Genomic DNA, 12,461 nt, shown 5'->3' on the forward strand with positions numbered 1-12,461 from the left:
GCCCTCCCCTATATCCATTACACGCCGTACTGCGCCTTCGCGTTCGGCTTGATGTTGCGCGTGGCCTTGAAGATGTCTTCCAGCGGCAGTTTGGGCGTGCGGTCTGCGGTTAGCAGGCCGTTGGCTTCCTGGAAGGTGTCCGAGAACTGCGTATAGCAGAAGCCGCTGAAGAGCTGCGTTTCGTTCACCACTTCCAGCAGGCGCCGGTAGCTGTCGGCAAAGTCCTGGTCGCTACCCGCCGTCGAATAGCCCCACACATCTTTCACGCCCGGCTCCGGTACTTTCGCATAGGTAATGCCGCCAAACTCGGTGAGGATGATTGGCTGGCCGCGATGCGGGTAGCCGTCGAGTGTGAGGATGCGTCCGCCCGGACGCCGACGATCGAACAGGTCCTTGGCATTGGCGCTGGAATAGCGTTGCGCAATCCGCTCCGGGTCACCGTCGTAATCATGGATGCCGAGCAGGTCGGTAGCGGAGGCTTCCCAGCCGTCGTTGCCGATCACCGGCCGCGTCGGGTCGAAGGTGTGCGTCAGGTGGTACAGCGCCTCCACCGCATTGCGATGCGGCTGCATCGACGTCAAATTGGGCACGCCCCAGGATTCATTGAACGGCACCCAGACGATGATGCACGGGTGGCTGTAATCGCGGTCGATCACCTCGCTCCACTCGCGCACGAGGCGGTTGATCGACGTCGGTGTAAAGCGATAGGTGGAAGGCATCTCTTCCCATACCATCAGCCCGAGCTTGTCGGCCCAGTACAGGTAGCGTGGATCCTCCACCTTCTGGTGCTTGCGCACGCCGTTGAATCCCATCGCCTTGGCCAGCTCGACATCCCTGCGCAGCGCATCGTCGTCTGGCGCGGCCAGCAGCGTATCGGGCCAGTAACCCTGGTCCAGCACCAGCTTCAGGTGATACGGCCGGCCGTTCAGCATGAAGCGGTCGCGATTGATAGCGACCGAGCGCAACGCGGTGTAGGACTTCACCTTGTCCAGCACCTGGTCCTTTAGCCGCAGCGTCAGCTCGACATCGAGCAGCGTCGGGCGCTCCGGGCTCCACAGCAATTCATTGCGCGAGTCGTCGATGCCGGGATCGGATAGCGAAATCTTGCGGCTGGCTTCGCCGCCAATGACCTTGTAGTAGTCGTCCGCAAGCATCTTGTCGCCGTGCCGGATGCGCACCTCGACAAACAGCTCCTCGTCCACGGCGTCGCCGGTAACGAAGGTCTCGCAGCCGATTTCAAAGCCTTCGAAATGCGGTGTCCAGCGCAGCTTCTGGATATACGTGCGCGGCACCCGCTCCAGCCACACCTGCTGCCAGATGCCGGTGGTGCGCGGATACCAGATGGAGTGCGGCTCGAGCTGCCAGTCCTGCTTGCCGCGCGGCTTGCCGAGGTCGTGCGGGTCGTCCTCGACATAGACCGTCACCGTATGGCGGGTCGCATCCTTCAGGTAATCGGTGATGTCGGCATGGAAGGAGCTGTGCCCGCCCTCATGGTCGGCGACACGATTGCCGTTGACCCAGACGCGCGCACGGTAATCCACCGCGCCAAAATGCAGCAACACCCGCTGGCCTTCGGCGGAGATGTCGAACTCGCGCTGATACCAGCACGCACGATGAAAGCCGCGATCGCCAATGCCGCTTGCCTGCGATTCCGGCGGATACGGCACCGTGATCTCGTGGGTCCACTGGATGGGATCGCTCGGGCGCCGGTATTTTTTTTCGTTATCGAAACAGAATTTCCACTGGCCATTCAGCGACTGCCAGTGCTCACGCACCAGTTGCGGGCGCGGGTATGCGTACTCGGGCATTCTTCTTCCTTCACGGAGTCAGCTTTCTTGCGATTGGAGTATGCCAATTGCTTGCTGTTCCCAAGGCATTGCAAAGAATTACATGTTGCCCTGCTTTATGCCCAAGCCTCAGGCCGCATACCGCGGAGGCTCGTTCCAGGCAATGGTGTTTTCCTGCATGTAGCGCTCCATGGCGCTGCTGAAGCTGGGCAGGATCAGGCCGCGCTCGCTCGACAGCGAGTTGATTCCGCCATCACCGCCAGTCAGTCGCACCAGCCCGGACGTCTCCAGCCGTGCCAGCCGCGCCGCGCGCTCGGCCAGTTCATACCACGACATCGATCCCTGGTTGGCCAGATGCCAGATCCCGTGCATGCGGTCGATCAGCAGATCGAGCGTCGCATGCGCAAGGTCCGGCACGTAGGTTGGCGATACATGCCTGTCGTCACTCGCCTCGAAGGGCTTGCCGGCAGAAAGGTCGCGCAGTACGGCATGCACGAAGTTGTAGCGGTCCCAGGGGCCGAAGAAGGCGCTGGTGCGCACGACCAGTGCATCGGGGAAAGCCTTGAGCACGCGCTGCTCCGCTTCCGCCTTGCTGCTGCCATACACGCACAAGGGCGACACCTGGTCGCTTTCGACATACGCGCGCCCGAGGCGGCCATCGAATACCAGGTCGGAGGAGAACGTCACGTACGGGATGCCCAGTCTTGCGCAGGCGCGCGCCACGATTTCCGCACCGTCCGCATTCTCGCGGAAGCAACGGTCCGACTCGCGCGACGCATCGGCCACGCGCACGTAACCCGCCGCATTGACGACTGCCCACGGCCGGTGGCGCGCGAGCGCAGCTTCCACCGACGCTTCGTCGGCGATGTCCATGTCGGCACGCGAAAGCAGTTCATGCGCGAGGCTGCGGTGTCCGCACACGTGCGACAGCGCGCGTCCGAGCGTGCCGCTGGCGCCGGTGATCACCAGCCTGCGCTCGGAGCTGATCATGGCGGGCGTGACGATGGTTTGCGTCGGCGGCACGGCGTAGCGGTCGGGGCGCCGCCACCATCCCATGCCATCGAGCGCCGGGTGGTCAAACGCGCCTGTTGTCGCGAGCGACTTCGCCGCTGCAGCCAGCGCGGTCGGCCGCACCTGCTTGCCGCGCACGTCGAACAGGCCGCTCTCGTAAAAGCCGTTTCGATGCACCAGGAGGGAATTCCAGTCCACACAACCGAAGATCGACCAGACGGTGACCGCGCGCATATCCACGCCCTCTTCGCGCAGCTTGATCGCAGCCTGCCACATCTCGTGCAGCCAGCGCAGCTGGTCGTCGTGCGAACCGCCGAGGTGCGCCTCGGTGACGGCGATCGGCAAGCGGTAGCGCTCCCAGACTTCACGCAGGCGAAGTTCGGGTCCGGTCATGCCTTCGGCTTCATGCACGCGGGTTGCGTGGATATCGACGTAGGGGGCGTCTACGCCGGCAAAGCCCGGCGGGTAGAGCTCCTTGCGATGATCGAGAAAGCGCTCGCTGGTGACGTAATGGTTGAAGCCGATGATGTCGGGCACGCAGGGCTCGTCGACAAAGAACGCCATTTGCCGCGCATCGAGCCCCGCCTCAAGGAAGGTCTTGTACCAGGGGTGATCCGTGCCGATGCGGCCGCATAGCAGGTCAAAGCCCAGCCAGCGGCGCTCGTTTTCGTAATCCGCCTGGTACTTGAGGTCAGGCCGGCTGAAGGTCTTGCCGACATCTTCCGTCTGCACCAGCTGCGCATGCGGCGTGATGCGCCGTATCGCGCGCATGGACAGCGCGGTTGCCCTGCACTGGATATAAAGCGCTCGCAGCATCACGTCGACGTCGCGCCCGTGCGGATACCAGTGCCCGTAGAGGCCGGAAAAACGCGCCGTGGTCAACGGTTCATTCACCGGCGTAAATGAAGTGATCCATGGATAACGTTGCGCAACCTGCTCTGCATGACGCGCCAGCATCTCCGGAAAGTTCGGGTCCAGCAGGTTCGTATACCGCGGTCCGCTGCCATGGTGGACAAGCCCGGCAATCGGCGCGATGCCAAGCTCACGCAGCCGGGCAAGGCGTTCATCATGCCAGCGCCAGTCTGTCTGGTCAGGATGGTCGGGTGCGATGCTCTCCCACAGCACGGGATAGCGCAGCGTCCTGATGCCAAGGCTTGCAATGGCATCGAGGTCGCCGATGCGGTCGGCGTGGCCGGTTTCGGCAATCTGGTTACGGTAGGTATCTTGCAGACGGGCTATGGTGCATTCCACACCGCCCCAGAGTTCCAGCGGCGGCTGGTGTGCGGAGGCATTCGCGTGCTTGCTTTCTTTCGGCATCATGAAGGTCATTGGCTATGCAGTCCGGAAGAGGACCGGTAACGCGCGCACGCCGAGCGCCTCGCACTGCAAAGCGCCTCCTGCAGACGCGACCGCCTGCACTTGCGTGGCTTTGAGGAAGGGATGGAAAGCGTTGCAACCCTTCTGCGTATTGCTTTTCCGGGATAGCCGTTTTGTTGATTGAACAAATCACGCTGACCTGACGGCAGGTGAATCGTTCCCTCGATGCGCGCAGCGAGCGAGCTGCCTCAAAGTGCATCAAAGTGAAACGCCGGCATGCGCAGTGGCGTTGCCGGCGTAAAAACGCGCCTTTGCGGGGTGCAAGGCGCTGTCCGAACCCGTTTGATAACGGCAGCGAACGCCGCAGGCCCGACTTGGCCCGCGCAGTAGTTTTTCGACAGCCTGTTACATGCGCGGCGTGACCGAGACGCGCACCGGCAGGCGGTCGCCCGGATCGTAAGGCATGACGCTGGTATAGGTCTGGCCGCGGTAGTTGTAGGTGACCGCGTAGCCATTCGTGCGTGTCTGCCAGTTGTCGACGGTGCGGCACTGGCGCACCTGCTGGTGCTCGACGACACCGGAATTGCCGTTGTTTTCCAGACGGTCACCGACGATCGCACCGGCGATCGCGCCGGCAGCGGTTGCAACAGTCCGCCCGCTGCCGCCACCAACCTGGTTGCCGATGATACCGCCAGCCACGCCGCCGAGGATGGAGCCGCCAACGCCGCGTTGCGGCTGGCGCTGCACCGGAACATATTCGTTGTAGCACTCCTGTTGCGGGTAATTCACTTGCTCGACCTGCGGCGTCACGCGGACGACACGCGCATAGTCATCAAATTCGGCAGCGACGGCCGCCGCGGCGCTGCAGGTACAGAGGAAAAGCACTGCCAGCTTCGGCCGCAGATTTTTCATGTTGATTTCTCCCTTTAGATTGATATGCCATGCATGGGAACGACATGCATGGAAACCTGCCCATTAAACGCGGAAGCAAGCGGAAAGGACTACAGGAGAAATGTATCGTTATGTGTCGCTTTGCAACTATCGATGCAGTGGCGTGTTGTTGCGGCTTGCGTGCAGCGACGGCAAGTCCTTCGGTGCTTCGGCATCTCAGGCGTCCGATGCGCTGTTCCCCGCCTTGCTCCTGCGTGCAAGTTGCACCAGGATCGATCCCTTCACCAACGACAGCGCGGTATTGCTGCCCATGCGAAAACCCTGCATTGCGGCTGCATCCATCAGCGCCAGCACCTGTTCGGGCGTCAGCGTCTGGAAATCCTTGCACGCGTAGAGCGCGTCGCGGTTCTTCGCATTCAGGTCCGACAGTACTTCCTCCGGTGTCATTCTCCACTCCCCGCAGTCATGCGTGCGCGTAACGTGGGCGCACGTCCGATCTTGGTTATCAGACAATATTTCGGAAAGATGCGGGAAGAAATGCGCACAGGCGTTGTGACTGCTCAAGTTGCTCCGAGGCGAGTTGCATCGAGGAACGCGGGACGCCCCAAGGGAGCCGGCAAGAAGTCAGCGTGCTTTCGGAGGATCAGGCCGGCGGGGAATTGAATGTTTCTTCTTCGGCGCGATAGTCGTCGGCGCAGGTCTTGCTGCAGAAGCGCCTGACGTTATCCAGCGGCTGGTTGCAGTACCAGCAAGCCCCCTTCGGTTTCAATGCAGAGAATGCAGCGAGATTCTGCAATGGCATGCCGTCGGCCCGCCTGACAGGTTCGTTACGGTCGTCGATATGGTCTGCATCATTCATGATTCAGCCGTCCATTCAGCAACTAGTGTCCTGGCACCCGAGAGAGAAACCGAGAGCGCTGGAAAAAGTATAGTCGCAACTTCCCGCCCGATGAAAAGTATCCGAAAAATTTCGTGTGTACGCGCCAACACTTTCATCAAAAGAACAATACAAAAAAATGCCCGCACACCTTGCGGTGGCGGGCTGAATCCTTGCCTTTGGAGTATGTCGGATTCGACTGCAATGCCCTGCAATCGTTCATGCGGAAATTGGATCGCTCGGGCGTGTTCCTGATGGCGAAAACAGAGGGTGGTTTACCGCACAATCCTCGCACTCATCGCGTCGTCATGCTGCTGCATACTGACTGAAAGATCGGCCCTGTCCCGCACAGCATAAGGCAGAGATGGCCGGTGAAATCCCCTCATTTCCCCGATGAACTTTTCCCTCTGGCGTCACGTCAAAGTAGGCCGATTCAACAGGGGCAGCAGCCAGTTAGCACGACGCCGGGAGGTAGTGTGTCAGCAGTTTTGGATTCAGAAGAAATCGTATCGAAAGAGGTGGTGTCCACAGGCGCCGCTTCGAACGACACCGTAGCAAACAGCAGCCTGAGGCCGGGCGCAATCGAAATCCGTGAGGGTGACTGGAAAGCGTATCTGCTCTGCCTGGAGCGTTGCCGGGACAACAAGGCCGCGATCATCGAGCGCTTCGGCAGCGTCGCCGCCTACAAACGCACCTGCGCGATGGCTTACCTCGGCAAGCGCGCACAACTCCACGGCGGTGTGTGCAGCACCCGGCATCCGCATATCATGACGCCGCAATTCATTGCAGACCTGGAGACCAACAACCGCACGATACGCTACGGGCGATATCCCTGGCTGCGTGCCTTGATGAACCTGCTGGAAGAAATCGAAAAGATCCAGGACCAGATTTCCAACACCAACGTCATCATGCTGGTCCCTTCGGCGAAGTAGGCAGGTCCGCACCGGCGAATGCATTGCGGTGCGGTGCAGTTCGATAGGTGGGCTTGGTGCGATGAATGCAACTGCCTCGACGGTTACGGCCAATGCCGGTAACGCTGCCATCTGCGCAAGGACGATGGCAAAACTGCCTTGCGGTGCTGTTGTCCGCCGCAATGGTGACCCGGGCGGGTCACCCGGGAAGCGGCGCCAACTCGTGTTCGACATGCATCGTTTCGTCACCGATCTTGCTGTTCCAGGCTTTCACAAAAAAGCCCTTCTCTTCCTCTGTAGGCACCTCGTACCACACGACAGTCAGCACGCCCTTATGGTCGTGCAGATGTGACAGCTTGCCGAGGAATGTCTTGTTCGCCGCACAATCGGCGAGCGCCACGCTGTATCCGTAGACACGATTGAGCCTTTCGATGCGGTCTGGCTCGGTATTGCTGTTGGTGGCAGTGATTTTCGGATGGTCCAGGTACATGTTTGCCCTCTCCTCAAAGGCCGTGCAACGCGACGTCCACCGCCGGTGAACGATCATTCGGACACGACTGCGTCATGCCGCCGCGCGCAGCCGACATTCTTCGCGACATTGCCTGTTCGCGCAAGCCTGCGCCGTCAAGGAAAACAGACTCTCCGCCCATCCGGTATCGGACACATCATGGCTTTTCTGCGACTGACCTCCAGAAGTTGATTGCCGTCAAAACATTGCCGTAATGACTCATTACTATCAACTGCAGGCGTCCCTGGAGCCTGTTCGAGAATCGTCGCGAACAGGCGGGTCTCGGGACGCCGCACGCAGGCGCGTGAGGATCGGGCACCGCCGTCCTCCAGCGCGAGCACATCGCGAGTTATCAGACAGGCCCTACAAAATCGGAAAAAACATGGAGACAACAATGCACAAGACGATTGCGCCGCCACGGGTGGCAGAGGACGGAGTTACCTTCACCGTCGAAGTCGGTTTCGTTGACCGGGAATGCCTGGTGTCGAAGAACGCCCTTGCCCACCTGCGCCGCATGAAAGGCGGCCAGCTGGATTTTATGCAGACTTATCGCGCCTTCGAAGACCAGATCCACAGCGTCGCACGCCGGCTCGTGGTCGCCGGTGTCAGCGGCACGCCTCTCGTCCTCGGCGCGGCCTATTTCGTCTGACGGATGCCAGGAGAAGGGCTCCGCTCGCTGCGCTGGCGAAGCTTTTTTCCGAATGCAAAAGAGAGCAAGGCAAGTACCCACTTTCCCAGCTGGCGGCGTAGAAATAAGCTCCTCTGAGAATTATCAAAAATACATTCATACGATTGTTCAGAATAAGTCCAGATCGAACCAGAAACGGGGAAAACACAGATGAACGAAACCAAAGAGATGAACGCTTCCGAGCAATTTCAATACGACCCCAACAATCTGCTGGAGTCCTTGATTGAAAAACTCAACCTCAAGAACGATGCAGCGCTGTCGCGTGCCCTCGAGGTCGCACCACCGCTGATCAGCAAGATCCGCCATCGCCGCTTGCCGGTTGGCGCTTCCCTGCTGATCCGCATGCATGAAGTGTCAGACTTGAGCATCAAGGACCTGCGCCACCTGATGGGTGACCGCCGCAACAAATTCCGCATCAGCGACAAGCAGTTCAAGCCAAAGGCTTCGGCCTCTGCCTGAACGTTCGCAATCAGCTTGGCACACTGACCGGCACCTGCTCCTGCTCCGCGCTGGTTGCATGGTGGTTGCCTGCTGATTGCATGCTGATTGCGTGCTTACTCAGGGCCGACTTGCAAGCTCATCGCAAGCGGCCTCCCGTTTTCTCGTAACAACGTAACGCTTCGGTTGGAGCAGCACTCCCTGCGCAGCATAGGCAGGCGCGGATCCCGGGTACTCTCACACGCACTATCGCAAAAGTTACTCACAGCAATTGTGGTCAACCTTGTGGATAAACATGTGAATTAGTCGCCAAGTGACTAATTCCTATGGGATTTTCCTTTGCGACGCAAAATCGGACATCAGTTCGCGTGTTGATAGAGACATCAGCAAGGTCGCCGTCTCATCCACACTCGGTAACCAGCAGCGGTGTGCGCATGATATGGCTCAATGATCTCCTTCCTGCGCCGCGTAGGATTCATGCCGTGTACCACTCGGAGCCTGCGATGCTGACACTCGACGATCACCAAGTCCCGCCGGAGCCGGATCCCGGTGACGACCCAATGCCGGACAAGAATCCATCCCCGGACAAGGAGCCCGTGCCCGACCATAATCCGGTTGCCAAAGAAGGCAAATTCGATATGGGAAAGCGTGATTAGCAGCCCGGCCAACCTGCCCGCATTCGGGCAATGCCTTCCCCTGCCGCAATAGCGTGGCGCATCCATCATCAAGCGCAATCATCCCGACCGATGCCATGCTCCTTTTGTTTTCCAGACTTATGCATGGAACCTGAAGCCTTCCACCGCCCTCTCCCGCTACTTGCCCCCGCAGGGATGGAACATCTCGGTGTTGCCTGGCGCCGCGAACATGCCGGGCATACCAATACATTGCTTGCACGCGATAGACCATCCCGATGACGGACAGGACGCCTGACTGGTTGGAGGCGCTTGCTTACACGGTCATGCCCTGGGTCGTCCTGGTCCAGGGGCTTCCATGGATCCGCGTCATCGCCCAGCTGTTTTTTTCGCTGCTGATGATCCTGGTCCTTCACAGGATCGGCACTGACATCCTGCTACGGCTGACGTTCACCCTGCCGTTCTCCCGCAAGCTGGTGCAGTATGGCCATCGGGCAATCGCCCTGGTGTTTTTCCTGCTGCTCAACCAGGTCATCCTGCGCAACTCACCTGACGCGCTGGACGGCATTGAAGCGGTGCGCCATGTCAATGCGCTTTTCCTTATCGGTGCCCTGACGTGGCTGGGTGTGCGCAGTGTGCAGGCGGTCGAACGCACGATCATCGAACTCAATCCGTCCGATACGCCCGACAACCTGCAGGCGCGCCGCATCCAGACGCAAACGAAAGTTCTTTCCCGCTCAGCCATGGTGATGCTGATCCTGATCGGTACCGGAACGGCAATGATGACGCTGCCTTTCCTGCGCACGATCGGCACCAGCCTGCTTGCATCGGCTGGTGTGGCGGGACTCGTGGTCGGTTTTGCCGCAAAGCCGGTGCTCGGCAACCTCCTGGCCGGCATGCAGATCGCGCTTGCGCAGCCCATACGCCTGGAGGACGTGGTCATCGTGCAGAACGAATGGGGCCACATCGAGGAGATCACCGGCACCTATGTTGTCATACGCATCTGGGACCAGCGCCGCCTGATCGTGCCGCTGCAATGGTTTATCGAAAATCCGTTCCAGAACTGGACCCGGACCAACGCCGACATACTCGGCACGGTGTTTCTCTGGGTCGACTATCGGTTGCCGGTGGATGCCGTCCGCAAGGAAGCCGAATCCATCTGCAAGGAAGCGCCGGAATGGGACGGCCGGTTGTGCCAGGTCCAGGTGTTCGACACCAATGAGCGCGCAATGCAGATACGCGTCCTGGTCAGTGCCGCCAACGCCGGGCATCTGTGGGACCTGCGTTGCCGGGTGCGCGAGCGCCTGATCGACTTCATCCAGCGCGACTATCCGGACTGCCTGCCCCACGTACGCAGCACGGGCCCCGAATCAAGCCGGCCACGTGTATTGCCCGACGCCGGATAGCAGCGCACGCAAAGACCAAGACTACGGGCTTTTCTTACGCGGAACGAAAGGAGTACTCCGAAACACGCGCACCTTTCTTGCCATTCTGCGCACCGCGACGATTGCCGGCAGGGCGATACGAGAGAGGATGCTCCTGCCCTGACGGTTGCCGGGCCGATGGCGAGACATCCAGTGCGGCCTTCAGGATGAATCGAATCAGCTCCTGATTGTCCGTCATGTTCTCGCGGTAGGCATTACGGGGCAAGAGCCCCGCCTCTACGGCTTTCTTCATGGCGGCCTGGAGCATTTCGTTCGTAATCTTCACGGCTTACCTCCTTCGATCTTGCTTGCAACGCAGCGACCTTTAGTCTGCTGGCGCTTTGTGACACAGGTATGAAATCGCACCGTCTTCCGGTACGACGGCGATGACCTGTCTGTGCCACAGCGACAGGTGCTGCCCCTGCATCTGCTTCAGCAAAATATGTGCCGTTTCGAAACAGCGCAACCGCGATCCAAATACGTGCAAAGCCGTGCAATTCAAATAACAAAATCGCTAAAAAAGCCGCCATTTCCGGTGCAGGCAATCCTTTGGAGAAACCGTACTTCCAACACCTTGCGCAAAGTGTCGGTGCACGGCCAACACACGCCCTTCAGCAACGAGCCGCTGCAATGGCCGCTGTCATGCATTGCAGCGGCACGAGGTCGCCTCAGGGATTTGGGGCCCGCGGTCGACAGAGCTCAATAATCGATTCATCGGCACTGCTACGATTGCCTGAACTTCAGAGGCACACCATGCAAATCGAGACCATCGGGAAGTATCAGCTTCACCTCATCGCGCACGAGCTCGGCAGTTCCGGCGAGTGGGAGCCATTTCTGTCTATCCTCAAGTTCGACGACGCGCGGCAGGACTTTGTCTGCGTAGTCGACAAGCGCCACGCATCCGACCACCGCTTCACGGACTATGAGGAAGCAATTGAAGCCGCAAGACGTGCGGGCAACGAGTTGATTGCTGCGGGATTAGAGACCGGGTCCGACTGAAACAGTCTCCGGCACCGCTTCGCAGGACTTATACGCTTTTCAGGGCTGATGTGCGCCTACGATGGCAGCCACGCATGACGCAACGCATACATCTGCTCCCTGGCGCAGCCATGCCCGTTTGCCGCCTGTGTCAAACCGGATGCAGAAAGTGCGTCTATCAGAACCTGCATCTTTTCGGCATTTGCGCTGTCAGAATATACGGGGCGCGCGGCCGGATCCATTCGCGGTCAGTAACGACGGGCGCAATTCCTGCGTGTCAATTTTTCAAGGGCGCTTGATAATTTGCAATAGCCGTTCGTTCCTTCCCGCCTAACATAGCGTTACAAGTAGCGTTACAAACTAGCGCTATAAGGCCCAGGCACGGTTGCAGCCGATGAACGAGACCGTTGATCTACAGATCAGTGGCGTCCGGTCTGCTCGTCATCCATCAACACCAGCGGAAATGCCAACCATGGCACGAGTTCACACGCATTACGACAATCTCAAGGTCGCGCGCAACGCGCCCCCCGAGGTTATTCGTGCCGCGTACAAGACACTGTCGCAAAAATACCATCCGGACCGCAACGGCAACAGCGAGAGTGCGATCCGTATCATTCAGATCATCAACAATGCCTACGATGTGCTGTCGGACCCGGTCAAACGGCAGGAACACGACGCATGGATCGCACGCACGGAAGCGGAAGCCGAGTACCCGCCAGAAAGGCCGGCAACTGCAGCTTACAGCCATGGACAGCAGCGACACGCTTCCAGGAGAACGCGCCACCGCACCTCATTTCATATTTACCGCGAACCGCGTCGAAGCGGATCGTTCATGACAAAGACCATCCAGCGCATGCGCATGGTCCTCGACCAATTCTCCAGGAAGCTGTTCCGGCGCATGTGACGTCCAGCTGACAGTGGACGGCTCACAGGCAGCCAACGCGTTCCGTCGCTCGCCATGCATCCCGGACATGTTCCGGGTGAACGCCTGCTCCGAAT

14 protein-coding genes are annotated in these 12,461 nt (G+C 59.7%); 7 read left to right on the plus strand and 7 right to left on the minus strand.

Translation table 11 applies throughout. The annotated features are described in order from the left end of the window. Positions 1 to 17 precede the first annotated feature (17 nt). From ACYVIA_RS15690 to ACYVIA_RS15710, 5 genes are all read right to left on the minus strand, one after another. Positions 18 to 1,808: a glycoside hydrolase family 2 protein gene (locus ACYVIA_RS15690; RefSeq protein WP_460842380.1), complete on the minus strand. Its 1,791-nt coding sequence runs from the start codon at positions 1,806 to 1,808 to the stop codon at positions 18 to 20. A gap of 108 nt (positions 1,809 to 1,916) precedes the next feature. Continuing rightward, positions 1,917 to 4,127 (minus strand): family 1 glycosylhydrolase, encoded by a 2,211-nt coding sequence (locus ACYVIA_RS15695; RefSeq protein ID WP_460842382.1) that lies wholly within the window; start codon positions 4,125 to 4,127, stop codon positions 1,917 to 1,919. A gap of 393 nt (positions 4,128 to 4,520) precedes the next feature. Beyond that, positions 4,521 to 5,027, minus strand: a complete 507-nt coding sequence (locus ACYVIA_RS15700) for a glycine zipper 2TM domain-containing protein (protein WP_460842384.1) — start codon at positions 5,025 to 5,027, stop codon at positions 4,521 to 4,523. A 195-nt stretch (positions 5,028 to 5,222) separates the two neighbouring features. After that, the gene (locus tag ACYVIA_RS15705; RefSeq protein ID WP_460842385.1) at positions 5,223 to 5,453 is read right to left on the minus strand and encodes a hypothetical protein; all 231 of its coding nucleotides are present in this window, start codon (positions 5,451 to 5,453) and stop codon (positions 5,223 to 5,225) included. Positions 5,454 to 5,649: 196 nt separating this feature from the next. Continuing rightward, complete coding sequence (locus tag ACYVIA_RS15710; protein ID WP_460842387.1) at positions 5,650 to 5,865, minus strand: hypothetical protein; 216 nt, start codon at positions 5,863 to 5,865, stop codon at positions 5,650 to 5,652. Between the two features lie 494 nt (positions 5,866 to 6,359). On the opposite strand from ACYVIA_RS15710, the gene ACYVIA_RS15715 reads away from it, so the two are divergent. Further along, positions 6,360 to 6,815 carry a hypothetical protein gene (locus ACYVIA_RS15715; protein ID WP_460842389.1) on the plus strand — a complete coding sequence of 152 codons (456 nt, stop codon included), beginning with the start codon at positions 6,360 to 6,362 and terminating at the stop codon, positions 6,813 to 6,815. A 178-nt stretch (positions 6,816 to 6,993) separates the two neighbouring features. On the opposite strand, the gene ACYVIA_RS15720 is transcribed toward ACYVIA_RS15715, so the two are convergent. Next, on the minus strand, positions 6,994 to 7,284 hold the full coding sequence (locus ACYVIA_RS15720; protein ID WP_460842391.1) for a hypothetical protein: 291 nt from the start codon (positions 7,282 to 7,284) through the stop codon (positions 6,994 to 6,996). Positions 7,285 to 7,684: 400 nt separating this feature from the next. Between ACYVIA_RS15720 and ACYVIA_RS15725 the strand changes: the two genes are divergently transcribed. The 4 genes from ACYVIA_RS15725 to ACYVIA_RS15740 all read left to right on the plus strand — a co-directional run bounded on the left by ACYVIA_RS15725 (position 7,685) and on the right by ACYVIA_RS15740 (position 10,466). After that, positions 7,685 to 7,951: a DUF1488 family protein gene (locus tag ACYVIA_RS15725; protein ID WP_460842393.1), complete on the plus strand. Its 267-nt coding sequence runs from the start codon at positions 7,685 to 7,687 to the stop codon at positions 7,949 to 7,951. A gap of 189 nt (positions 7,952 to 8,140) precedes the next feature. Next, positions 8,141 to 8,449: a hypothetical protein gene (locus tag ACYVIA_RS15730; protein WP_460842394.1), complete on the plus strand. Its 309-nt coding sequence runs from the start codon at positions 8,141 to 8,143 to the stop codon at positions 8,447 to 8,449. 482 nt (positions 8,450 to 8,931) lie between these two features. Continuing rightward, the gene (locus ACYVIA_RS15735) at positions 8,932 to 9,084 is read left to right on the plus strand and encodes a hypothetical protein (protein ID WP_460842396.1); all 153 of its coding nucleotides are present in this window, start codon (positions 8,932 to 8,934) and stop codon (positions 9,082 to 9,084) included. A gap of 302 nt (positions 9,085 to 9,386) precedes the next feature. Beyond that, complete coding sequence (locus ACYVIA_RS15740; protein ID WP_460842398.1) at positions 9,387 to 10,466, plus strand: mechanosensitive ion channel family protein; 1,080 nt, start codon at positions 9,387 to 9,389, stop codon at positions 10,464 to 10,466. Positions 10,467 to 10,500: 34 nt separating this feature from the next. On the opposite strand, the gene ACYVIA_RS15745 is transcribed toward ACYVIA_RS15740, so the two are convergent. Then, positions 10,501 to 10,770, minus strand: coding sequence for a hypothetical protein (locus ACYVIA_RS15745; protein WP_460842399.1), 270 nt, complete (start codon positions 10,768 to 10,770; stop codon positions 10,501 to 10,503). A gap of 467 nt (positions 10,771 to 11,237) precedes the next feature. Between ACYVIA_RS15745 and ACYVIA_RS15750 the strand changes: the two genes are divergently transcribed. After that, positions 11,238 to 11,483, plus strand: a complete 246-nt coding sequence (locus ACYVIA_RS15750; RefSeq protein WP_460842401.1) for a hypothetical protein — start codon at positions 11,238 to 11,240, stop codon at positions 11,481 to 11,483. Between the two features lie 451 nt (positions 11,484 to 11,934). Further along, positions 11,935 to 12,366 carry a J domain-containing protein gene (locus ACYVIA_RS15755; RefSeq protein ID WP_460842403.1) on the plus strand — a complete coding sequence of 144 codons (432 nt, stop codon included), beginning with the start codon at positions 11,935 to 11,937 and terminating at the stop codon, positions 12,364 to 12,366. The last annotated feature ends 95 nt before the right edge of the window (positions 12,367 to 12,461 follow it).

This window comes from Noviherbaspirillum agri (genome assembly GCF_054780595.1).

Excerpts from the sequence above, each read along its gene's own strand:
- ACYVIA_RS15690 (WP_460842380.1), bottom strand. The coding sequence starts at position 1,808 with ATGCCCGAGTACGCATACCCGCGCCCGCAACTGGTGCGTGAGCACTGG.
- ACYVIA_RS15695 (WP_460842382.1), bottom strand. The coding sequence starts at position 4,127 with ATGACCTTCATGATGCCGAAAGAAAGCAAGCACGCGAATGCCTCCGCA.
- ACYVIA_RS15700 (WP_460842384.1), bottom strand. The coding sequence starts at position 5,027 with ATGAAAAATCTGCGGCCGAAGCTGGCAGTGCTTTTCCTCTGTACCTGC.
- ACYVIA_RS15705 (WP_460842385.1), bottom strand. The coding sequence starts at position 5,453 with ATGACACCGGAGGAAGTACTGTCGGACCTGAATGCGAAGAACCGCGAC.
- ACYVIA_RS15710 (WP_460842387.1), bottom strand. The coding sequence starts at position 5,865 with ATGAATGATGCAGACCATATCGACGACCGTAACGAACCTGTCAGGCGG.
- ACYVIA_RS15720 (WP_460842391.1), bottom strand. The coding sequence starts at position 7,284 with ATGTACCTGGACCATCCGAAAATCACTGCCACCAACAGCAATACCGAG.
- ACYVIA_RS15725 (WP_460842393.1), top strand. The coding sequence starts at position 7,685 with ATGGAGACAACAATGCACAAGACGATTGCGCCGCCACGGGTGGCAGAG.
- ACYVIA_RS15730 (WP_460842394.1), top strand. The coding sequence starts at position 8,141 with ATGAACGAAACCAAAGAGATGAACGCTTCCGAGCAATTTCAATACGAC.
- ACYVIA_RS15735 (WP_460842396.1), top strand. The coding sequence starts at position 8,932 with ATGCTGACACTCGACGATCACCAAGTCCCGCCGGAGCCGGATCCCGGT.
- ACYVIA_RS15740 (WP_460842398.1), top strand. The coding sequence starts at position 9,387 with ATGCCCTGGGTCGTCCTGGTCCAGGGGCTTCCATGGATCCGCGTCATC.
- ACYVIA_RS15750 (WP_460842401.1), top strand. The coding sequence starts at position 11,238 with ATGCAAATCGAGACCATCGGGAAGTATCAGCTTCACCTCATCGCGCAC.
- ACYVIA_RS15755 (WP_460842403.1), top strand. The coding sequence starts at position 11,935 with ATGGCACGAGTTCACACGCATTACGACAATCTCAAGGTCGCGCGCAAC.